18 protein-coding genes are annotated in these 21608 nt (G+C 63.2%); 11 read left to right on the top strand and 7 right to left on the bottom strand.

The features are described 5' to 3' along the window. Positions 1-2 precede the first annotated feature (2 nt). On the bottom strand, positions 3-941 hold the full coding sequence (gene nicB, locus CAG18_RS21270) for a 6-hydroxy-3-succinoylpyridine 3-monooxygenase (protein ID WP_085721489.1): 939 nt from the start codon (positions 939-941) through the stop codon (positions 3-5). A gap of 469 nt (positions 942-1410) precedes the next feature. Here nicB and CAG18_RS21265 point away from each other — a divergent pair, with 469 nt between their 5' ends. After that, positions 1411-1872 (top strand): Lrp/AsnC family transcriptional regulator, encoded by a 462-nt coding sequence (locus CAG18_RS21265; protein WP_013970574.1) that lies wholly within the window; start codon positions 1411-1413, stop codon positions 1870-1872. A 13-nt stretch (positions 1873-1885) separates the two neighbouring features. Here CAG18_RS21265 and CAG18_RS21260 read toward each other — a convergent pair whose 3' ends face one another. Beyond that, positions 1886-2317: a hypothetical protein gene (locus tag CAG18_RS21260; protein WP_256573423.1), complete on the bottom strand. Its 432-nt coding sequence runs from the start codon at positions 2315-2317 to the stop codon at positions 1886-1888. Positions 2318-2777: 460 nt separating this feature from the next. On the opposite strand from CAG18_RS21260, the gene CAG18_RS21255 reads away from it, so the two are divergent. The 9 genes from CAG18_RS21255 (at position 2778) to CAG18_RS21210 (ending at position 13054) form a co-directional block, all read left to right on the top strand. Next, a complete protein-coding gene (locus CAG18_RS21255) occupies positions 2778-4460 on the top strand; it encodes an NAD(P)/FAD-dependent oxidoreductase (RefSeq protein WP_025337446.1) in 1683 nt (560 codons plus the stop codon). A gap of 14 nt (positions 4461-4474) precedes the next feature. Beyond that, the gene (locus CAG18_RS21250; protein ID WP_085721488.1) at positions 4475-5269 is read left to right on the top strand and encodes a carbon-nitrogen hydrolase family protein; all 795 of its coding nucleotides are present in this window, start codon (positions 4475-4477) and stop codon (positions 5267-5269) included. Between the two features lie 159 nt (positions 5270-5428). Then, entirely contained in the window at positions 5429-7729 is a 2301-nt protein-coding gene (gene pqqF / locus CAG18_RS21245) for a pyrroloquinoline quinone biosynthesis protein PqqF (RefSeq protein WP_085721487.1), read from the top strand. A 158-nt stretch (positions 7730-7887) separates the two neighbouring features. Next, positions 7888-7959, top strand: a complete 72-nt coding sequence (pqqA, locus tag CAG18_RS21240) for a pyrroloquinoline quinone precursor peptide PqqA (protein ID WP_003243383.1) — start codon at positions 7888-7890, stop codon at positions 7957-7959. A 78-nt stretch (positions 7960-8037) separates the two neighbouring features. Beyond that, positions 8038-8949: a pyrroloquinoline quinone biosynthesis protein PqqB gene (gene pqqB, locus CAG18_RS21235; RefSeq protein WP_061303871.1), complete on the top strand. Its 912-nt coding sequence runs from the start codon at positions 8038-8040 to the stop codon at positions 8947-8949. 156 nt (positions 8950-9105) lie between these two features. After that, positions 9106-9861 (top strand): pyrroloquinoline-quinone synthase PqqC, encoded by a 756-nt coding sequence (gene pqqC / locus CAG18_RS21225; protein WP_085721486.1) that lies wholly within the window; start codon positions 9106-9108, stop codon positions 9859-9861. Next, a complete protein-coding gene (gene pqqD, locus CAG18_RS21220; RefSeq protein WP_004375207.1) occupies positions 9858-10133 on the top strand; it encodes a pyrroloquinoline quinone biosynthesis peptide chaperone PqqD in 276 nt (91 codons plus the stop codon). Before pqqC ends, pqqD begins: the two co-directional genes overlap by 4 nt. Continuing rightward, positions 10105-11265: a pyrroloquinoline quinone biosynthesis protein PqqE gene (pqqE, locus tag CAG18_RS21215; protein WP_015268706.1), complete on the top strand. Its 1161-nt coding sequence runs from the start codon at positions 10105-10107 to the stop codon at positions 11263-11265. The genes pqqD and pqqE overlap by 29 nt, the downstream gene beginning before the upstream one ends. Then, positions 11231-13054, top strand: coding sequence for a S9 family peptidase (locus CAG18_RS21210; protein WP_085721485.1), 1824 nt, complete (start codon positions 11231-11233; stop codon positions 13052-13054). The genes pqqE and CAG18_RS21210 overlap by 35 nt, the downstream gene beginning before the upstream one ends. Before the next feature lie 125 nt (positions 13055-13179). On the opposite strand, the gene CAG18_RS21205 is transcribed toward CAG18_RS21210, so the two are convergent. Together CAG18_RS21205 and CAG18_RS21200 are read right to left on the bottom strand one after the other, a co-directional pair. Further along, positions 13180-13338, bottom strand: a complete 159-nt coding sequence (locus tag CAG18_RS21205; protein ID WP_009681539.1) for a YqaE/Pmp3 family membrane protein — start codon at positions 13336-13338, stop codon at positions 13180-13182. A gap of 152 nt (positions 13339-13490) precedes the next feature. Beyond that, complete coding sequence (locus tag CAG18_RS21200; protein ID WP_085721484.1) at positions 13491-14771, bottom strand: aspartate aminotransferase family protein; 1281 nt, start codon at positions 14769-14771, stop codon at positions 13491-13493. Between the two features lie 208 nt (positions 14772-14979). On the opposite strand from CAG18_RS21200, the gene CAG18_RS21195 reads away from it, so the two are divergent. Further along, on the top strand, positions 14980-15903 hold the full coding sequence (locus CAG18_RS21195; RefSeq protein ID WP_004375209.1) for a LysR family transcriptional regulator: 924 nt from the start codon (positions 14980-14982) through the stop codon (positions 15901-15903). Positions 15904-16257: 354 nt separating this feature from the next. On the opposite strand, the gene CAG18_RS21190 is transcribed toward CAG18_RS21195, so the two are convergent. From CAG18_RS21190 to CAG18_RS21180, 3 genes are all read right to left on the bottom strand, one after another. Continuing rightward, a complete protein-coding gene (locus CAG18_RS21190; RefSeq protein WP_015268703.1) occupies positions 16258-18036 on the bottom strand; it encodes an acyl-CoA dehydrogenase C-terminal domain-containing protein in 1779 nt (592 codons plus the stop codon). Between the two features lie 123 nt (positions 18037-18159). Next, positions 18160-19443, bottom strand: coding sequence for a diguanylate cyclase (locus tag CAG18_RS21185; protein ID WP_039613233.1), 1284 nt, complete (start codon positions 19441-19443; stop codon positions 18160-18162). A gap of 269 nt (positions 19444-19712) precedes the next feature. After that, entirely contained in the window at positions 19713-21518 is a 1806-nt protein-coding gene (locus CAG18_RS21180; protein WP_015268701.1) for a phenylacyl-CoA dehydrogenase, read from the bottom strand. Positions 21519-21608 lie beyond the last annotated feature (90 nt).

Below are 21608 nucleotides of genomic sequence, written 5' to 3'. Positions count from 1 at the left end.
GACTAGGGCAACTCCTCTTGCTGGGCTATCCAGCTGTGGATGTTCTGAAGAACCCGTGTCGCACCTTCGGCAGTTTCCACCAGCTCTATCGGCCGCTCACCACTGAGGAACTGATTGGGCTGCTCCATCCACTTGAACGCTGCCGCCCTGCTTCCGCGTACAGGAATGGCCAAATCCAGAATTTCCTGCAGCAGTTCAGGTTGCCCATACCAGGACTCCGGCTTGATGGTTGGTTTCCTCCCTGGAATCACTCTCGGTAGCTGACAGGCCGCAAGCTCGCCTGAATTGATGTGCTCTCGCTTCCAGTGCGCAAACTTGATCAGGTCGGTATTCGCCGAGCGGTTTTGCCCCGACGTCGGCACAACCACGCCAATCCGCACATCTGTGTGAGCACGAATCATCTGAAGTGCAGGAGCGATGTCAGTATCGTTGGTAACGATGACGGCATGGTCAACCTGCCCCGTGATCGAATCATGGTAAGCCTGGAGGGCCAGATTCACGTCGCTCTGTTTCTCCTCCACCTTCCAGGCCTGGATTTCCTGGCACTCACGCGGAGCCTTGTCCGGATTTTCAGGGTCGACGAACTTCACCTTCATTTTATTGACGGCGTAATAACCTTCGATGAGCTCTATTCGACCGTCATGCAGCTTGCGCAAAGCGGTGTGGTAGCGAGCTTGTGACGACACTGAATCGCCAGCACGGGCGACCGACTCGATGATCTTTGCCGTGAAATATTTGATCGAGGGGGATTCCAGGAGCCGCCATGCCCTGATCTGGCCATGGCTGTCCGTGACCAGTATGGAAGGCAAGATGTGCTTTTCAAAGAGAGGTAGCAGGTCGAGCCACTTGTACGGTGTGCCGCGCAAGCAGCCGTAGTAGAAGTTGTAGCCGTCGATATAGATACGAGTGCGCAGAGGCTCAGAATCAAGCTTTCTCTGCATTTTTTGCACTCCAGAAACGAAAAAACCGGCTTAAGCCGGCTTTTTCCCCCTCCAACCAGATGGTCATGCCACGCCGGTCGTGAGGGTTAGTTGTTGTCGGCAGTATTGCGCAATGAGGGAGCTGATGCAAGGTAGTAGGCTGGCATCCTCGTCCTCCGAAACACAACGTTGGTGAGAGGGCCATTCTCTGCTCAGGCATGGCTATCTAAACAGCTATAAATCGTTAGATTTTGTGAGCTCCTATTCCACCCTAGACCGCACCTCGACCTGCCGGACCAATCGAGCAGTTCTGTCATTGCGCCCGATGCTTACATGCCGGCGCAGCAGCTGTAGGAGCGGCCTTGTGTCGCGAAAGGGCCGCGAAGCTGCCCCGGGATTGCAGCACTGATGCAACGCATGGCCAACTGTCTACCCTTGCCCTGCTTACCGCAGGCTGGCTAGGCTAGCGGGTCAACCGTAGAGACTCGCCATGTCGGATTCCCGCTCCATCACGCTGGATGAAATCGATCGCCAGCTGATCGCCCTGCTGCAGATAAACGCCCGCGAAAGCGTCGCCACCCTCGCCCGCCAGCTGGGCATCGCTCGTACTACCGTCAACTCGCGTCTGGAGCGGCTGGAGAAGAACAAGGTCATCTCCGGCTATGGCGTGCGCCTGGGCCAGCGGGTGATGGGGGGTGGGCTGCAGGCGTATGTGGGGATCAAGGTGCAGCCGCGCTCGGGCAAGGAGGTGGTGCGGCGCCTGAGTGCCATGGGCCAGGTACAGCAGCTGTGCGCAGTGAGCGGCGAGTTCGACTATGTGGCCTGGCTGCGTACGGATTCGCCCGAGCAACTGGACCAGTTGCTCGACCAGATCGGCAGTGTCGACGGGGTGGAGAAGACCACCACGTCGATCATTCTCAGCAGCAAGGTGGACCGCGGGCAGCCGTTCTGAACCTGGCTGGCGGTCAGGCCTCCTGGCCGTCGAGCAGGCCTTCCAGAATCGCCGAAAGGCTTTCGGCGGAATGCTGCATCGACCAGACGATGTCACGGCTGCGCTCGGGGGCGTGATGCTGGGCGTAGTCGGTGGCGATCTGATTGAGGCCACGGGCCAGCAGGCAGGCGTGGACCAAGGCGTCTGCAGCGTCGATGCCGGGACGTATGGCGAATAATGGCGGATGGCTGGATTCGCAGTTGCAAAAGGTTTTTTCTGCGGTGGGTTTCAGTTTTTCGGGTTGGTCGGAATAAGTCTTCTTCATGATGCAATTTCCAAATTGATTCTTGAGGAAACCGCCTACCAACTCCTTCTCACGGGAAATAGGTGGCAGCCATGCACGGGGTGAGAACCGGCCAACTTGGAAATCCGGCCAGGCGAAAGCCTGCCCGCGCACAGCTGCCATGACATAAGCCTTGGTGCGAAGTTGGAGATGGGTTCTCACACCCAGTCGCCCGAACAGCGGCGACCCAGTGAAGTTAACGATGAGGCGTTTCCCACGCAGCCAGACCGAGGCTATAGCGGGCGTAGGGTAATTCTTTAATTCATGGCATGGGTGTAGGAACTGTCTGATCACACCCTGTGGGAGCGGGCGTGCCCGCGAACACGGGCGCAGCCCGTGCCATACACCGCGGGGGCTTCTTCGCGGGCTCGCCCGCTCCCACAGGGGGCCGATGCTGTGCTTGAGATGGGTAGGCTTCCTGTTCGTCATAAATCTATCTTGCTTATACATTTCGACGATACAAGCTACATTCAGACAACAATCTGCACCTTAATAACGAACACCCCACTCCCTAAAATGGCCCCCAGGCATCTCCTATACTCAGGCTCCGCCCGCTGCGCAGCCTCTCTGGCAAGGTCACTTCATGAACAAGAAAAACCGCCACCCCGCCGATGGTAAAAAACCCGTCACCATCTTCGGCCCGGATTTCCCCTTCGCCTTCGACGACTGGCTGGAACACCCCGCAGGCCTGGGCAGCATCCCGGCCGAGCGCCATGGTGAGGAAGTGGCAATCGTGGGCGCCGGTATCGCCGGCCTGGTGGCGGCCTACGAGCTGATGAAGCTGGGCCTCAAGCCGGTGGTGTACGAAGCATCCAAGCTGGGTGGCCGGCTGCGCTCGCAAACCTTCAACGGCACCGACGGGATCATCGCCGAACTGGGTGGCATGCGCTTCCCGGTGTCATCCACTGCCTTCTACCACTACGTGGACAAGCTGGGCCTGGAGACCAAACCGTTCCCCAACCCGCTGACCCCGGCCTCGGGCAGCACGGTGATCGACCTGGAAGGCCAGACCTACTACGCCGAAAAACCCACCGACCTGCCCAAGCTGTTCCACGAAGTGGCCGATGCCTGGGCCGACGCGCTGGAAAGCGGTGCGCAGTTCGCTGACATCCAGCAGGCCATCCGCGACCGTGACGTACCGCGCCTGAAAGAGCTGTGGAACAAGCTGGTACCGCTGTGGGACGACCGCACGTTCTACGACTTCGTCGCCACCTCGCGCTCGTTCGCCCAGCTGAGCTTCCAGCACCGCGAAGTGTTCGGCCAGGTCGGCTTCGGCACCGGCGGCTGGGACTCGGACTTCCCCAACTCGATGCTGGAAATCTTCCGCGTGGTGATGACCAACTGCGACGACCACCAGCACCTGGTAGTCGGCGGTGTAGAGCAGGTACCGCAAGGCATCTGGCGCCACGTACCGGAGCGCTGCGTGCATTGGCCGGAAGGCACCAGCCTGAGCGGGCTGCATGGCGGCGCACCGCGTACCGGGGTCAAGCGCATCGCCCGCGCTGCCGATGGCCGCCTGGCGGTCACCGACAACTGGGGCGACACCCGTCACTACAGTGCCGTGCTCGCCACCTGCCAGACCTGGCTGCTGACCACCCAGATCGACTGCGAGGAATCGCTGTTCTCGCAAAAGATGTGGATGGCCCTGGACCGCACCCGCTACATGCAGTCGTCGAAGACCTTCGTCATGGTCGACCGGCCGTTCTGGAAGGACAAGGACCCGGAAACCGGCCGCGACCTGATGAGCATGACCCTCACCGATCGCCTCACCCGTGGCACCTACTTGTTCGATAACGGTGACGACAAGCCGGGGGTGATCTGCCTGTCCTACTCGTGGATGAGCGACGCGCTGAAGATGCTGCCGCACCCGGTGGAAAAACGCGTGCAACTGGCTCTGGATGCACTGAAGAAGATCTACCCGAAGACCGACATCGCCGGGCACATCATCGGCGACCCGATCACCGTTTCCTGGGAAGCCGACCCGCACTTCCTCGGCGCCTTCAAGGGCGCGTTGCCTGGGCACTACCGCTACAACCAGCGCATGTACGCGCACTTCATGCAGCAGGACATGCCTGCCGAGCAGCGCGGCATGTTCATCGCCGGTGACGATGTGTCGTGGACGCCGGCCTGGGTGGAAGGCGCGGTACAAACATCGCTGAATGCGGTGTGGGGTATCATGAATCACTTCGGTGGCCGCACCCACCCGGACAACCCCGGCCCAGGCGATGTGTTCGACGAAATCGGCCCGATCGCCCTGCCGGACTGAGACAAGGAGGCAGCATGCGCATCGCTCTGTTCCAGGGCGCACCCAAGCCACTGGACGTGCCCGGCAACCTGCAACGGTTGCGCCACCAGGCGCAACTGGCGGCCGAACGCGGGGCCAGTTTGCTGGTGTGCCCGGAGATGTTCCTGACCGGCTACAACATCGGCCTGGCCCAGGTCGAGCGCCTGGCCGAGGCCGCCGATGGCCCGGCGGCCATGGAGGTGGTGGAAATCGCCCAGGCGCACCGCATCGCCATCGTCTACGGGTATCCGGAACGTGGCGATGATGGCGCGATCTACAACAGCGTGCAGTTGATCGATGGTCACGGCCGCAGCCTGAGCAACTATCGCAAGACCCACCTGTTCGGCGAGCTGGACCGCTCGATGTTCAGCGCAGGTGCCGATCACTTCCCGGTGGTGGAGCTGGATGGCTGGAAGGTCGGTCTGCTGATCTGCTACGACATCGAGTTCCCGGAAAACGCGCGACGCCTGGCGCTGGACGGTGCCGAGCTGATCCTGGTGCCGACGGCGAACATGTCGCCGTACGACTTCATCTGCCAGGTGACAGTGAGGGCGCGGGCGCAGGAGAATCAGTGCTACCTGGTGTATGCCAACTACTGCGGCTCGGAAGACGATATCCAGTATTGCGGGCAGAGCAGCATCGTCGGCCCGGATGGCAGCCTGCTGGCCATGGCCGGGCGGGACGAGTGCCAGTTGCTGGCGGAGCTGGAGCATGAGCGGGTGGTACAGGGGCGGGCGGCGTTTCCTTACCTGAGCGATCTGCGCCAGGAGCTGCACCTGCGTAAGGGCTGACAGGGGCCGCTGTGCGGCCCATTCGCCGGCAAGCCGGCTCCCACCTCGACCGCACCGGTTTCAAGGCATTTGCATTCCCTGCGGGAGCCGGCTTGCCGGCGATAGGGCCAAGCCTGCCAACACAAATGGGTTAGCATGAACACCTGCCCCGGAGTTTCCATGCCTGACGCCACCCGCCACCTCACCCTCGCCAACGGCCTGCAGCTGACCCTGCGCCACGCCCCGCGCCTGAAGCGCTCGGCCGCGGCCCTGCGGGTGCACGCGGGTAGCCACGACGCGCCGACCAGATGGCCCGGCCTGGCCCACTTCCTGGAGCACCTGTTCTTCCTCGGCACCTCGCGCTTCCCTCTGGACGACGGCCTGATGCGCTACGTGCAGGCCCTCGGCGGCCAGGTCAATGCCAGCACTCGCGAACGCACCACCGACTTCTTCTTCGAGGTCCCGCCCAGCGCCCTGGCCGGGGGGCTGGAGCGCCTGTGCCAGATGTTGGCCGAGCCAGATTTGGGTATCGAGCGCCAACGCCGCGAACGCGAAGTAATCCATGCCGAGTTCATTGCCTGGTCGCGCAGCCCGCAGGCCCAGCAGCAGTTCGCCTTGCTGCAATCGGCAGCGCCCGGCCATCCATTGGGCGCTTTTCATGCCGGTAACCGGCACACCCTGGCCTTGCAGGATCCTGCCTTCCAGCAAGCGCTCGGTGGCTTTCACCAGCGCTTCTACCAAGGCGGCCAGGTCACCCTGAGCCTGTGCGGCCCGCAATCGCTGGATGAACTGGAATTACTGGGCCGGCAGCATGCCAAGCTGTTCGCAACAGGTGAACGGGTGCCACAAGCTCTGCCACCGCCTTTATCGGCGACCGACACGCACCTGCTGTTCAGCCACGAAAACCTGCCGGCAGGTGCCGAGCAGGCCCTTGAGTTGCTCATCGCCAGCCTCGGCGATAGCCGCCCGGGCACCTGGCTGGATGCACTTCGCCAGCGTGGCTGGCTGCAAGGCTTCAAGGCTGAGGCGCTGTATGCCTTCGCCGGGCAGTTGCTGTGGCACATTGATCTGAAGCTGAGCGAGGACGCCTGCCCAGAGGAAGCCAATGCCCTGTTGCAGGGCTGGTTCGGCTTCATCCGCCAGGCCGCCCCTGAGCAATTGAGTGCCGAATTCGAGCTGCTGCAGCAAAGCCGCGAACGCAGTGCCAGTGCGCTTGAGCTGGCCCGCCGGGACAGCGCCGGCCAGCCGTTCAGCGGTTTGGACACACAAGGCTTGCAGGCGCTCCGAGCCCTGCTGGAAGGCCTGCCGGGCCGCGCACATAGGCATTGGCAACTGCCCTCCGTCGACCCCCTGCTTCTGGCCGACTTGCCTGATGCCAGTCCGCAACCACTGCCAGCGGCATTGAAAGTCAGCGACCAGCTGCCTGGTGCTCGTCAGTACGCGGCACTGTACCTGCGCTGGCATGTCCCTTCGCCGTTGCGCCAACGCCTGCATGCGCTGCTCGAACGCGCCTTGCACCCCCTGCAGGAGCGCTGCGAGCGCGTATCGGTGCAGTTGCAGTTCAGTGCCGCTGGCGAATACTGGCAACTGCGCTGCGCCGGGCTGCCGGCAGCGGTACTGCGCACTGTGGACCAAGCCTTGGCGCTGATGCGCAAGCCCCCGGCAGGCAGCTGGCTGCCCAGTTCGACGCAGCCTCCGGCACTGATTCCCATCCGGGCCCTGCTCAAGCAGCTGCCCGACGCCGTGCTAGGCGCCACGCCTGCACCTGCTGCGGCCTGCACCCTGGCACAGACGCATCTCGACAAACTGTGGCAGCAAGCACGCTGGCACGGCCTGGCTGCCGGCTTCGACGATGCCGCCCTGAAGGCATTGGGCACCGTGCTGCAGCACTGCCCTGGCCAAGGCTCGGCGCCTGGCCCTCTGCCCGCCTTAGCCAACCACCGTTGGCAACATGCCGAAGTACCCGGCAGTGAGCATGCCCTGCTGCTGTTCTGCCCACTGCCAGCGGCCATGGAAGCCGCTGGCCGCCTGCTCGCGCAGTTGCTGCAAGGGCCGGTTTACCAACGGCTACGGGTAGAACTGCAACTCGGCTATGCGGTATTCAGTACCTTTCGTCAGGTAGAGGGTGTCGGCGGCCTGCTGTTCGGGGTCCAGTCGCCTCATGCCAGCCAGGTACAGATCCTCGACCACCTGCTCACCTTGCTGCGCCAGGGCGTTACCCTGGCCCCTGCCGCTGGTCAGGCCCTGGCCGCGCAATTCGATGAACCGGCGATGGGCAACGCCGAAGTCGCCGAATGGGCGTGGCAGACATTCCTGGCCACACAACCCGGCAGGCTGGATGCACTGCGCAGGTCTATCCTGAAAACGCGGCAGACGGATCTGGACCAGTTGCTGAACCACTTGCTCGATACAGATTCCACTTGGCTATGCCTTGCCAACGCAGCCGCACCAGATGCTTCCTGGCTGGGTTCAAACCCATGATTGTTACGAAAACCGCAACGGAGTTTTCGAATAATTAACCTTTCGGTACAAATTTTTCTTGTAAGATAGCGCAATCCCAGCCATGGGAACCTCCAGCCATTGGCGGTACCCAAGTAGTAGCTGAAAAACCCACCCCCTCATCCGGAAGGAGTAATTCCATGTGGACCAAACCTGCATACACTGATCTGCGCATCGGCTTCGAAGTCACCATGTACTTCGCCAACCGCTAAGCCCGGCTTACGGTTCAACGCCTCGGCCTGCCGGGGCGTTTTCGTTTTTTCGCTACGGTTTCTGCAGAGAGAGTGGCCATGTACATCCAGGTTCTCGGTTCCGCCGCTGGCGGCGGGTTCCCACAGTGGAACTGCAACTGCGTCAACTGCAAGGGCTTGCGTGACGGCACCCTGCGGGCCACGCCACGCACCCAGTCCTCCATCGCCCTGTCCGACGACGGCGTGCACTGGGTGCTGTGCAATGCCTCGCCCGATATTCGTGCCCAGCTCCAGGCCTTTGCGCCGATGCAGCCGGCCCGTGCCCTGCGCGATACCGGCATCAACGCCATCATCCTGCTGGACAGCCAGATCGACCACACCACTGGCCTGCTCAGCCTGCGCGAAGGCTGCCCGCACCAGGTGTGGTGCACCGACATGGTTCACCAGGACCTGACCACCGGCTTCCCGCTGTTCAACATGCTCAGCCACTGGAACGGCGGCCTGCAGTGGAACCGCATCGAGCTGGAAGGCAGCTTCGTCATCGACGCCTGCCCCAACCTGCGCTTCACCCCGTTCCCCCTGCGCAGCGCCGCGCCGCCCTACTCGCCGCACCGCTTCGACCCGCACCCGGGCGACAACCTTGGCCTGCTGGTCGAGGACACCCGCACCGGCGGCAAGCTGTTCTATGCCCCGGGCCTGGGCCAGGTGGATGAGAAGCTACTGACGATGATGCATGGCGCCGACTGCCTGTTGGTCGACGGTACCCTGTGGGAAGATGATGAAATGCAGCGCCGTGGCGTGGGTACCCGCACCGGTCGCGAGATGGGCCACCTGGCGCAGAACGGCCCCGGCGGCATGCTGGAGGTGCTGGATGGCTTCCCGCGCCAGCGCAAGGTACTTATCCACATCAACAACACCAATCCGATTCTCGACGAAGACTCGCCCGAGCGTGCCGAAGTGCTGCGCCGGGGTGTGGAAGTGGCCTTCGATGGCATGAGTATCGAGTTGTAAAAAGGTCTGCGAGTTGACACAACCCCCTGTGGGAGCGGGCATGCCCGCGAAAAATCCAACACGGTGTATGGCACCGGCTTCGCCGGTGTTCGCGGGCACGCCCGCTCCCACAGGAGGCGAGGTGAGCCGAGACTCAGCTATACAGGAGCCAGCCGAATGAGCGACGCACTGCCAATGTCCCCTGCCGAATTCGAGCAGGCCCTGCGCGCCAAGGGCGCCTACTACCACATCCATCACCCGTACCACGTGGCGATGTACCAGGGTCGCGCCACCCGCGAACAGATCCAGGGCTGGGTAGCCAACCGCTTCTACTACCAAGTCAACATCCCGATGAAGGATGCCGCGATCCTGGCCAACTGCCCGGACCGCGAAGTACGCCGCGAGTGGATCCAGCGCCTGCTCGACCACGATGGCGCGCCCGGCGAGGACGGTGGTATCGACGCCTGGCTGCGCCTGGGCCAGGCCGTGGGCCTGGACCCGGACCAGCTGCGCTCCCAGGAGCTGGTACTGCCCGGTGTACGCTTTGCCGTGGACGCCTACGTCAACTTCGCCCGCCGGGCCAGTTGGCAGGAAGCGGCCAGCAGCTCGCTGACCGAGCTGTTCGCCCCGCAGATCCACCAGTCGCGCCTGGACAGCTGGCCGCAGCACTACCCGTGGATCGACCCGGCCGGCTACGAATACTTCCGCACCCGCCTGGGCCAGGCCCGGCGTGACGTGGAGCACGGCCTGGCGATTACCTTGCAGCACTACACCACCCGCGCGGGCCAGGAGCGTATGCTGGAGATACTGCAGTTCAAGCTGGATATTCTCTGGAGCATGCTCGACGCCATGAGCATGGCCTACGAGCTGAACCGCCCGCCCTATCATTCCGTCACCCAGGAACGGGTGTGGCACAAAGGGATCACCCTATGAGTTTCGACCGTAATCAAGTGCCAGCCTGGCGCCCCGGCTACCGCTTTCAGTACGAGCCGGCGCAAAAGGGCCATGTGCTGCTGTACCCCGAGGGCATGATCAAGCTCAACGACAGCGCGGCCCTGATCGGTGGCCTGATCGACGGCCAACGCGACGTTGCCGCGATCATCAGCGAACTCGAACAACAGTTCCCCGGTGTCCCGGAAGTGGCCGATGACATCGAGCAGTTCATGGAGGTGGCCCGTGCCGAACACTGGATCGTCCTCGCCTGAGTTACCGCCCACGCCCGCAGTAGGCCTGCCGCTGTGGCTGCTGGCCGAGCTGACCTACCGTTGCCCGCTGCAGTGCCCGTACTGCTCCAACCCACTGGACTTCGCAGCCCAGGGCCAGGAGCTGAGTACCGCACAGTGGTTCAAGGTGATGGCCGAAGCCCGGGAAATGGGTGCCGCGCAAATCGGTTTCTCCGGCGGAGAACCGCTGGTACGCCAGGACCTCGCTGAACTGATCGGCGAGGCCCGCCGGCTGGGCTACTACACCAACCTGATCACCTCGGGCATCGGCCTGACCGAGGCGCGCATCGCCGACTTCAAGAAGGCCGGCCTGGACCATATCCAGATCAGCTTCCAGGCCAGTGACGAGCAGGTCAACAACCTACTGGCCGGCTCGAAGAAGGCCTTTGCGCAAAAGCTGGAAATGGCCCGTGCGGTGAAGGCCCATGGCTACCCGATGGTGCTCAACTTCGTCACCCACCGGCACAACATCGACAAGATCGACCGCATCATCGAGCTGTGCATCGCCCTGGAAGCCGACTTCGTCGAGCTTGCCACCTGCCAGTTCTACGGCTGGGCCCACCTCAACCGGCTGGGCCTGCTGCCAACCCGCGCGCAGCTGGAACGGGCCGAACGCATCACCAACGAGTATCGGGAAAAGCTCAAGGCCGAGGGCAACCCGTGCAAGCTGATCTTCGTCACACCGGACTACTACGAGGAGCGCCCCAAGGCCTGCATGAATGGCTGGGGCAGCCTGTTCCTCACCATCACCCCGGACGGCACCGCCCTGCCCTGCCACGGCGCGCGCCAGCTGCCGGTGCAGTTCCCCAACGTGCGCGACCACGACCTGCACCACATCTGGTACGACTCGTTCGGCTTCAACCGCTTCCGTGGCTATGAGTGGATGCCCGAACCCTGCCGTTCCTGCGACGAGAAGGAAAAGGACTTCGGCGGCTGCCGCTGCCAGGCCTTCATGCTCACCGGCGATGCCAGCAACGCCGACCCGGTGTGCGCCAAGTCGGCCGACCACGGCATCATCCTCAAGGCCCGCGAGGAGGCGGAAAGCGCCCAGCTCACCATTGAACAGATGACCTTCCGCAATGAACGAAATTCCCGTGTCATCGTCCGCGGCTGAGTTCAGCGCGGCCCAGGCTGTTGCGGCCGGCACCGACTTCGCCGAACTCAAGGTCAGCGCCGCGGGGCTGTTCTGGAACGAGTTTCGCCCGGCCGATGGTGCCTGTCGCATCTGGCACTGGCAGCACCAGCAGGCCCGCTGCCTGACCCCCGATGGCTTCAGCGTGCGTAGCCGGGTGTACGAATACGGCGGTGGCAGCTTTTGCCTGGGTGGCGATGGGCTGCTGTTCGTCAACGAAAAGGACCAGCAGGTCTATACCCAGGCCCTGGAAGGCGCAGCACCGCGCGCCCTGACCGATGATGCCAGCTGCCGCTACGGCGATGTGCAGTGGCACGACGGCCTGGTGCTGGCGGTCGAGGAGCAGCATGGCGAACGGGTCGAGCATCGCTTGGTCGCCCTGGGTGAACAAGCCCGCGAAGTGCTCGCCGAGGGAGCCGACTTCTATGCATCGCCTACGGTAAGTTCCGACGGCCAGCGCCTGGCGTGGGTCGAATGGGACCGACCGGCACAACCCTGGACCGTCACCAGGCTGATGTGCCGCACACGTGATGCAAGTGGCCACTGGGGGCCCGCGCAATGTGTGGCCGGCGCTGACGAATCGCTGCAGCAGCCGCGCTTCGATAGCGAAGGCCGACTCTACTGCCTGTCTGACCGCAATGGCTTCTGGCAACCCTGGGGCGAGATCGATGGCTGCTGGCAGGCCCTGCCTGCCAAACCGGCGGACCACGCCGCAGCCCCCTGGCAACTGGGCGCCAGTACCTGGTTGGCGCTGGGGCCGCGAAGCTATCTGGCCAGCTGGTTCGAAGAGGGCTTCGGGCAACTGGGGCTGCGCACAGCCGATGGCCGCCTGGAGCGTTTCGCCAGCGCCTACACGCGCTTTCGCAGCCTGGCCATGGATGCCGAACACCTGTATGCCATTGCCGCCTCGCCGATCAGCCCGCCGGCGGTCATCGCCATCGCCCGCGACGACCACGAGGTCAGCGTATTGGCTGGTGGCGCCGAAGTGCTGCCGGCAAGGCATATCAGCCTGCCGCAGTCGATCCACTACGGCAGTGACGGCCACCGTGCCCATGGCTTCTTCTACCCGGCAGCCCGGTCGCAAGGAGCCGCACCGCTGGTGGTGTTCATCCATGGCGGCCCGACCTCGGCCTGTTATCCCGTGCTCGACCCGCGAATCCAGTACTGGACCCAACGCGGCTTCGCCGTCGCCGACCTCAACTACCGGGGCAGCTCCGGATATGGCCGGGAATACCGCCAGGCCTTGCACCTGCGCTGGGGCGAAAGCGATGTGGCCGATGCCTGCGCAGCGGTGGAATACCTGGCCGGACGCGGGCTGATCGATGGCCGCAAGGCGTTCATCCGTGGCGGTAGTGCGGGCGGCTACACCACCCTATGCGCCCTGGCGTTCCATGATGTGTTCCGCGCCGGTGCCAGCCTGTACGGGGTCAGCGACCCGGTTGCCCTGGGCCGGGCCACCCACAAGTTCGAAGGGGACTACCTGGACTGGCTGATTGGCGACCCGCTGCAGGATGCCGAGCGCTATCGCCAGCGTACGCCGCTGCTGCATGCGGGGCAGATCAAGGTACCGGTGATTTTCTTCCAGGGCGAACTGGATGCGGTGGTGGTGCCGGAGCAGACGCGGTCGATGCTGGCGGCACTGCAGGCTAACGGGATCGAGGCTGAAGGGCACTTCTACGCGGGGGAGCGGCACGGGTTCCGCAAGGCGGAAAACCTGGCGCATGCGCTGGAAGAAGAATGGAAGTTCTATTGCCGGGTGTTAGGGCAGTAAGCCGGGCCACCCCTTGTAGGAGCAGCCTTGCGCTGCGAAAGGGCCCTCATGGCAAGCGCATTTGCCGTGCCTGTAATAGCCTATTCGCAGCACAAGGCTGCTCCTACAGGGACCGTGCTCGCCGCTTAACGCTTGGCGATGATGTACACCGCATGCACGATCCCCGGAATGTACCCCAGCAAGGTCAGCAAGATATTCAGCCAGAACGCCCCGCCAAACCCCACCTGCAGGAAAACGCCCAGCGGCGGCAGGATGATAGCGATGATGATGCGTATAAAGTCCATGCGAGTCTCTCCTGAAGGGGTTACATCAGAGACTAGCCGCCCGCCACAGAGGTTCAACAGGCAAAAAAAACGCCCCGGGCCGAATGAAACAGGCCAAGGGCGATGCGCAGGAACGCCAGACGGTTCGTAGAATTCTCGATGTCACCAGGCCGCTAGGCTGGCATTTCGCGGCGGGCCTGCTGCTGGGCATGCAGACGGGCAAAGGCACGGGCCAGGCGCAGCAGCATTTCGTCGATGTTGCCCTTGCTCACGGTCAGCGCTGGCGAAAAACGCACCACATCCGCCTGCGGTGCGTTGAGCAACAGGCCTTCGTGCAAGGCAGCCGCCACCAGCTCGCGGGCCAGGTTTTCTTTCATCTGCAGGGCCCACAGCAGGCCTTGCCCGCGCACTTCGCCCTGGCCATAGCGCCCGGCCAGCCGGCTCAGGCCTTCACGCAGGTGGCGGCCGTTGTCCCGCACCTGGGTGAAGAAGCCAGGCTCCAGCACGGTATCCAGCACGGCCAGGCCGGCGGCGCACATCAGCGCGTTGCCATGGTGACTGCCTTCCAGTTCGCCAGGCTCGGCGCAGCACGCCGTGCCCCGGGCCAGCAAGGCCGCCAGCGGCACACCACCGCCCAAACCCTTGCCCAGCGTGATGATATCGGCGCGCACGCCGTAGGTTTCCTCGGCCAGCAGCGCGCCACAGCGGCCAATGCCGGTCTGCACCTCGTCGAGGATCAGCAGGATGCCCAGTTCGCGGCACAGCGTTTCCACACCCTTTAGGTATTCCTGCGTGGCCGGGATGACACCCGCCTCACCTTGGATCGGCTCGAGCATGATCGCCACGGTGCGCGAGTCCACCTCGGCGTGCAGCGCCACCAAGTCGTTGAATGGCACCTTGCTGAAGCCAGGCAGGCCCGGTTCGCAGCGGTTGCAGGGCAGCGGGTCGGACGCCGACAACGCGCCCAGGCTGCGGCCATGGCAGGCCTGGGTGGCGGTGATGATGTGATAGGCGCCGTTGCGGTGCAGCTGGCCCCACTTGCGCGCCAGCTTGATCGCGCCTTCGCAGGCTTCGGCACCGCTGTTGAGCAGGTAGGCCTGGTCGCTGCCGGTGCTCTGGCACAGGCGGTTGACCAGCCCCAGCAGGCCACGGCTGTGGAAGCCCGAGCCCGGGTTGATCAACGCCTGGGCCTGGCTGCCCAGCGCCTTCGCCAGCACACCGGGGCTGTGGCCCAGGCTGTTGACTGCACCACCCTGGGTGAAGTCCAGGTAGGCATGCCCTTCGTTGTCCCACAACCAGGAGCCCTGGCCACGCACGAATACCTGCGCTGCGCGTTCGGTGCTGGGCATCAGGCGCTCACGCGACAGCTGCGGCGCTTCCGGCGCGATCACCGGCGCACGCTTGGGCTCGGCGACGGCGGCAGGGGCCGGGCGGCGCAGGTTGAACAGGTTCATCAGGGCTCCAACCAATCACGACAGGGGCGGTCACGGTGCGGCTTGGGTGCGGCACTCGATATTTTGCCTTGCCTATCAAAAGTGTTTTTCATCCGGGGTAACAATCGATCGATTCATCGCTGTAACCCTTTGGAATACGGCGATAGACTAGGCCTCGCGAGGGGTTTCGACCATTTCGTTTTTCCAGCATTTTCGATAAGTATCACTTATGGATTTCCGCCAACTGCGTTATTTCGTCGCGGTGTATGAAGAAGGCCACGTGGGCCGAGCCGCCGAGCGCCTGTCGCTGTCCCAGCCAGCGCTTTCCCAGCAGATACGCCAGCTGGAGCACAGCCTCGACCTGAGCCTGTTCGAACGCAGCAACAAGCGCCTGCTGCCGACTCTGGCCGCCCACACCCTGTACAACCACGCCCTGCCGTTGCTCGACGGCCTGCAGCGCGCCCACGAGGCCATGCGCAACTTCAAGGGCCAGTCGCTGCGTACCTTGGCCATCGGCGTGCTGCAGACCGTGCGGCCGAGCCTGGTGCCGCAGCTGCTTGAACGCCTGCGCAGGGCACAGCCGCACCTGGTGGTGCAGATCTACGAATTGTCAGGGCTGGAGATCGAACGGCGCTTGCTCAATGGCAGCCTGGACATCGGTATCAGTTACCTGCCGCCACGCCAGCCGGGGCTGCATGGTCTGCTGCTCTATGAAGATGAACTGCAACTGGTCATCCCCGCTACCCACCCGCTAAAGGACTTCAAGAAGGTGTCCATTCGCCAGGCCGCCGAGCTGCCCATGCTGATGCTGGGCGAGGAATTCCAGATCCGCCAGATCTGGCAGGCGCAACTGGCCAGCCAGGGGCGTCGGCCGCAGGTGCAGGCAGAGATGAACAACATGGCGGGGATTCTCGACAGCCTGGCCCATACCGCGCTGGCCACCATCCTGCCGGGGCGGGCCAAGGAGGCCGCCGAGGATGACCAGGGGCTGCTGTGGAAGCCATTGAGCGAGCCACGGGTACCGCTGAAGGTTGGCTTGGTGTTCCGCGATGCCCAACGCCAGCAGGCATCTGTGGAGCTGCTGCGCACGCTGCTGGAGGAAGAGACGGACGCCCGCCTGTTGGGTGCATCACCGCTGGATGTGCTGGGCTGAAAAAACACGCGCACAAAGAAAACCCCGCCGAAGCGGGGTTTTCCAGACTGTTTCCCTGTGACATCCGTATCGCCCCGCCATCCTGGCAGGTGTCCTTCGTCGTCATCCTTGATCTGTCCTTTGCGCTTCCTGCGCAACGTCCATGTGGTAAAGAATAACCGTGGATCCAATCTGAGAACAGTGGTGAAAAGTCACCACGTTGTGTAGGAAAAGGCTTACACGACAGGGGCCGCTTTGCGGCCCATCGCGACACAAGGCCGCTCCCACAGGGGAACGCATAGCCATTCGAGCTTGCACGGTACCTGTGGGAGCGGCCTTGTGTCGCGATGGGCTGCAAAGCAGCCCCCAAATCTGTCAGAACTGTTCGGCATCCAGCAGGTACAACGACTCACTCCCCGCCTTCACCGAAGCCACCAGCGAGTCCACCCGCGGCAGCAACCGCGCAAAGTAGAACCGCGCCGTACCCAGCTTGCCCGTATAGAACGCCTCATCCCCTTCACCCGCCTTCGCCGCCCGCGCCATCAATGCCCACATGTAGGCATAGGCGACATAACCAAAGGCATGCAGGTACTCGACCGAAGCCGCTCCGATTTCGTTCGGGTTGCCCTTGGCCTGTTCCAGCACCCACTCGGTCAGCCCGTCGAGCTGATCGAGACAGGCACCCAACGGCTTGGCAAATTCATCCAGCTCGCTACCTGCGCTGGCAATGAACTGGCGAATCTCGTCGGAGAACAGCCGGTAGTACGCCCCGCCACTGGCCACCACCTTGCGCCCCATCAGGTCGAGGGCCTGGATGCCGTTGGTGCCTTCGTAGATCTGCGTGATACGCACATCGCGCACCAGTTGCTCCTGCCCCCATTCGCGAATGTAGCCATGCCCGCCGAACACCTGCTGGCCGTGCACCGCGCACTCCAGGCCCAGGTCGGTGAGGAAGGCCTTGGCAACCGGCGTCAGCAGTGCCACCAGTTCTTCGCTGCGCTTGCGCACGGCGGTGTCTTCGCTGAACTTGGCACTGTCCAGCTGCATGGCCACATAGCTGGAGAAGGCACGGCCACCCTCGATCAGCGCCTTCATGGTCAACAGCATGCGGCGCACGTCCGGGTGGACGATGATCGGGTCAGCGGCCTTGTCCTTGGCTTGTGGCCCGGTCGGGGCGCGGCTCTGCAGGCGGTCGCGGGCGTACTCCACGGCATTCTGGTAGGAGCGCTCGGCCGAGGCCAGGCCCTGGATACCAACGCCAAGGCGCTCGTAGTTCATCATGGTGAACATGGCCGCCAGGCCCTTGTTCGGCTCACCGACGATATAGCCGACCGCTTGATCGAAGTTCATCACGCAGGTGGCCGAGGCCTGGATACCCATCTTGTGCTCGATCGAGCCGCAGGTGGCCGGGTTGCGCGCCCCCAGGCTGCCGTCTTCATTGACCAGGAACTTCGGCACCAGGAACAGCGAAATGCCTTTCGGCCCCGCTGGTGCGTCCGGCAGCTTGGCCAGCACCAGGTGGATGATGTTCTCGGTCAGGTCGTGCTCGCCGCCGGTGATGAAGATCTTGGTGCCGCTGACCTTGTAGCTGCCGTCGGCCTGGGGCTCGGCCTTGGTGCGGATGATGCCCAGATCGGTACCGGCGTGCGGCTCGGTCAGGCACATGGAGCCGGCCCACACGCCGGCGTACATGTTTGGCAGGTACTTTTCCTTCAGCGCTTCACTGGCGTGGGCGTTGATCGACAGACAGGCGCCAGCAGTCAGCATCGGGTACAGGCCGAAGGACAGGCTGGAGGCGTTGACCATTTCCTCGACCTGGGCCGAGATGACCTTGGGCATGCCCATACCGCCGAACAGCGGGTCGCCACCCACACCCACCCAACCGCCTTCGGCGTAGGTTTTGTACGCCTCGATGAAACCGGCTGGGGTACTTACTGCGCCGTTTTCCCAGTGACAGCCCTCTTCGTCGGCGGCACGGCTGAGCGGTGCGATGGACTTGGCGGTGACCTTGCCGGCTTCTTCCAGCACGGCCATGGCTGTGTCGGCATCGACAACCTCGGCCAACCCGGGCAACTGCGCCCACTGCTCGGCCACGTTGAAGACTTCATTCAGTACGAAGCGCATGTCGCGCAGGGGCGCTTTATATTCAGCCATGACAACCTCTCGCTAGTCGGGTCGGAGCGGTCTCGGGGAACCGCGACACTGGGTTGCAGGCAGTGTAACCGAACAACTTTTACGAGACATAGGGTCATCAATAGACCGTATAGTCTAACTCGGTCACGCCGTGCGCACCGCCCCTCGCTGCGCTTGTTGCCCATGTACCATGACACAATTGCGCCCTGCGCCCTTGGCGCTGTACAGCGCCTGGTCAGCGGATTTCAGCACCGCTTCGGGGTTACGATGATCGGCCTGGCGCTCCGCCACACCGATGCTGATGGTGACCGAAACCGTACCCCCACTGCTGCCCGCCCGCCGCTGGCGCCCGGCGGTATCGTCCTGCGGGCGGTTGTGCTGGTCGCGCAGGTGCATCACGTAGTTGGCGATCATTTCGCGCACGGCTTCCACATGGGGCACGCATTCCTCGGCGGTCTTGCCGGCAAACACCAGAGCGAACTCCTCGCCGCCATAGCGGTAGGCACGGCCCCCCCCGGTAACCTTGGACAGGCGGCTGGCAACCAGGCGCAGCACCTGGTCGCCGACATCGTGGCCGTGGGTGTCGTTGAATTTCTTGAAGTGGTCGACATCGGTCATGGCGATCACATAGTTGCGTCCCAGGCGCTGCATGCGCTCGTTCAGCGCACGGCGCCCCGGCAGGCCGGTCAGTTCGTCGCGGAAAGCCATCTGGTAGGCCTCGTGCGCCACCGCTGCGGCGATCATCAGCATGACCTGGCTGCACATGATGTTCAGGGTAAACGGCAGGATGAAGGTTTGCGGCAACATCCAGAAGATGCCCAGCAGGCCCATCACCTGCGCAGCGTGCAGCGGCCGTGGTGCACGCAGGTATTGCACCACCAGCAGGATGAACACGCCGAGGAACAGCGGATAGACCATCTGGATCAGGCTCATCCACTGGCCATGCAAGGTTGGCCAGCGGATTTCCGCCAACCAGGTCAGTAGTGCTTGGGGGTAGCTTTGCTCCAGGGCCACCGCCACGCTACCCACGGCGAACAGCACGGCGCCACGGGCGACCAGGTCCTGCAGCAGGTGGGTGCGCTCCTGCCAGGCACCATACAGCCCGAACAGGGCGGGTAGCAGCAGGCACACGAGGTGGAAGATCACCGCCGCGTCCTCGCGAACGCGGCCATGGTCACGGTAGAAGTCGGTCTGGGTGTCGAGCAGGTAGTAGGCGATGTACACCGTGAGCATCAGGAACAGCTCGCGCTGGCGACGGTACACCGCACAGTAGGCGCCACCCAGCAGCAGGACCAAGGTGGGCAGGACGTTGAACAGCGATGTGAAAAAGACACTGAGGTCTCTCACATAGGCCGCGGCGAGTCCTGCCAGCAAAAGAATCAGCGAAGGCAGGAAGTGACTCGCGCGAACAGCGTTAAAACGAAACAAGGGTAATCTCCAACCCGGCAGATCAATGGTGGCATTGTGCCCTTACTTCATCGGCAGTGCACATGAACAGTTGAATATCGAATCAGACGCTTTTCCTTGTAGGAGCAGCCTTGTGCTGCGAAAAGGCCGCAATGACAAAAGATTTTCTGTGGCAGCTATGGCCTCTTCGCAGCACAAGGCTGCTCCTACAAAGAGATAGGCATCAGGCCGCAGAATGAAAAAACCCGCCTGCCGGTGAAGGCAGACGGGTTTCGTGTACAGCGGCAGGATCAGTACGACAGGCCGAAGTGTTCTTCGTCCATCGCCATCAGGTTGTTGGCACCCGACAGCATGGTCGCCACATGGGTACGGGTACGCGGCAGGATGCGCTGGAAGTAGAAGCGCGCGGTCTGCAACTTGGCGGTGTAGAAGGCTTCTTCGCTGGTGCCGGCAGCCAGTTTCTCCGCCGCCAGGCGGGCGATGTCAGCCCAGAAGTAGGCCAGGCAGGCGTAGCCGGAATACATCAGGTAATCGACCGAGGCCGCACCCACTTCTTCGCGGTCCTTCATGGCGGCCATACCCACTTTCATGGTCAGCTCGCCCCATTCCTTGTTCAGCGCCGCCAGCGGTTCGACGAACTCCTTGACCGCTTCGTTGCCTTCCTGCGCCTGGCAGAACTTGTGCACGATCTTGGTGAAGCCCTTCAGCGCTTCGCCTTGGGTCATCAGCACCTTGCGGCCGAGCAGGTCCAGGGCCTGGATGCCGGTGGTGCCTTCATACAGCATGGAAATGCGGCTGTCCCGTACGTTCTGCTCCATGCCCCATTCGGCGATGAAGCCGTGGCCACCGTAGATCTGCACGCCATGGTTGGCGGCTTCGAAGCCGACCTCGGTCATGAACGCCTTGGCGATCGGGGTCAGGAACGCCAGCAGGGCATCGGCCTTCTTGCGCTCTTCTTCATCCTGGCTGTACTTGACGATGTCCACCTGCTTGGCAGTGAAGTACACCATCGCGCGGTTGCCTTCGGCGAAGGCCTTCATGGTCAGCAGCATGCGACGCACGTCTGGGTGGACGATGATCGGGTCAGCAGCCTTGTCCGGTGCTTTCGGGCCAGTCAGGGAGCGCATCTGCAGGCGCTCACGGGCATACTTCAGGCCACCCTGGAACGCGACTTCGGCGTGGGCCAGGCCTTGCAGCGCGGTACCCAGGCGAGCGGTGTTCATGAAGGTGAACATGCAGTTCAGGCCTTTGTTAGCCGGGCCGATCAGGTAGCCGGTAGCGCCGTCGAAGTTCATCACGCAGGTGGCGTTGCCGTGGATACCCATCTTGTGTTCGATCGAGCCGCAGCTCACGCCGTTGCGCTCGCCCACACCGCCTTCGGCGTTGGGCAGGAACTTCGGCACGATGAACAGCGAGATGCCCTTGGTGCCAGCCGGTGCGTCCGGCAGGCGGGCCAGGACGATATGGACGATGTTGTCGGCCATGTCGTGCTCACCGGCCGAAATGAAGATCTTGGTACCCGACACCTTGTAGCTACCGTCGGCCTGTGGCTCGGCCTTGGTGCGCAGCATGCCCAGGTCGGTACCGCAGTGCGGCTCGGTCAGGCACATGGTACCGGTCCACTCGCCGGATACCAGCTTGGTCAGGTAGGTGTGCTGCTGCTCGGGGGTGCCATGCGCAGAGATGGTGTTCATCGCGCCATGGGAAAGGCCCGGGTACATGCCCCACGACCAGTTCGCACCGCCGACCATTTCGCTCAGCGCCAGGCCCAGCGACTCCGGCAGGCCCTGGCCGCCGTGCTCGACGTCATGCGCCAGGCTCGGCCAGCCGCCTTCTACGAACTGTTCGTAGGCCGCTTTGAAGCCGGTCGGGGTTTTAACGCCCGACTCGCTCCAGGTGCAGCCTTCCTGGTCACCCACGCGGTTCAGCGGCGACAGCACCTGCTCACAGAACTTCGCGCCTTCTTCGAGGATCGCGTCGACCATGTCGGGCGTGGCGTCCTGGCAACCCGGCAGGCTCTGATAGTGCGCCTCATAGCCGAGCAGCTCGTCGCGAACGAAGCGGATATCACGCAAGGGGGCTTTGTAATCAGGCATTGCGATGAACCTCTAGGTGAGTTCTGTGGGGTGACCAGCACGTGGCGGCCGTCGATCAAACAGTTGTTTGAAACTTACGTTTAGCTCCGC

It is taken from the genome of Pseudomonas sp. B22(2017) (assembly GCF_002113105.1).
GTDB classification, from domain to species: Bacteria; Pseudomonadota; Gammaproteobacteria; order Pseudomonadales; family Pseudomonadaceae; genus Aquipseudomonas; species Aquipseudomonas asiatica.
This window is presented reverse-complemented; position numbering and strand designations above follow the sequence as displayed.

Bases quoted from the DNA above. Each gene is read 5' to 3' on its own strand.
- CAG18_RS21200 (WP_085721484.1), bottom strand. From the start codon at position 14,771: ATGAACCTGTTCAACCTGCGCCGCCCGGCCCCTGCCGCCGTCGCCGAG.
- pqqC (WP_085721486.1), top strand. From the start codon at position 9,106: ATGAGCGACGCACTGCCAATGTCCCCTGCCGAATTCGAGCAGGCCCTG.
- CAG18_RS21260 (WP_256573423.1), bottom strand. From the start codon at position 2,317: ATGGCAGCTGTGCGCGGGCAGGCTTTCGCCTGGCCGGATTTCCAAGTT.
- pqqF (WP_085721487.1), top strand. From the start codon at position 5,429: ATGCCTGACGCCACCCGCCACCTCACCCTCGCCAACGGCCTGCAGCTG.
- CAG18_RS21195 (WP_004375209.1), top strand. From the start codon at position 14,980: ATGGATTTCCGCCAACTGCGTTATTTCGTCGCGGTGTATGAAGAAGGC.
- CAG18_RS21250 (WP_085721488.1), top strand. From the start codon at position 4,475: ATGCGCATCGCTCTGTTCCAGGGCGCACCCAAGCCACTGGACGTGCCC.
- CAG18_RS21255 (WP_025337446.1), top strand. From the start codon at position 2,778: ATGAACAAGAAAAACCGCCACCCCGCCGATGGTAAAAAACCCGTCACC.
- CAG18_RS21205 (WP_009681539.1), bottom strand. From the start codon at position 13,338: ATGGACTTTATACGCATCATCATCGCTATCATCCTGCCGCCGCTGGGC.
- nicB (WP_085721489.1), bottom strand. From the start codon at position 941: ATGCAGAGAAAGCTTGATTCTGAGCCTCTGCGCACTCGTATCTATATC.
- CAG18_RS21180 (WP_015268701.1), bottom strand. From the start codon at position 21,518: ATGCCTGATTACAAAGCCCCCTTGCGTGATATCCGCTTCGTTCGCGAC.
- pqqD (WP_004375207.1), top strand. From the start codon at position 9,858: ATGAGTTTCGACCGTAATCAAGTGCCAGCCTGGCGCCCCGGCTACCGC.
- CAG18_RS21265 (WP_013970574.1), top strand. From the start codon at position 1,411: ATGTCGGATTCCCGCTCCATCACGCTGGATGAAATCGATCGCCAGCTG.
- CAG18_RS21190 (WP_015268703.1), bottom strand. From the start codon at position 18,036: ATGGCTGAATATAAAGCGCCCCTGCGCGACATGCGCTTCGTACTGAAT.
- pqqB (WP_061303871.1), top strand. From the start codon at position 8,038: ATGTACATCCAGGTTCTCGGTTCCGCCGCTGGCGGCGGGTTCCCACAG.
- CAG18_RS21210 (WP_085721485.1), top strand. From the start codon at position 11,231: ATGAACGAAATTCCCGTGTCATCGTCCGCGGCTGAGTTCAGCGCGGCC.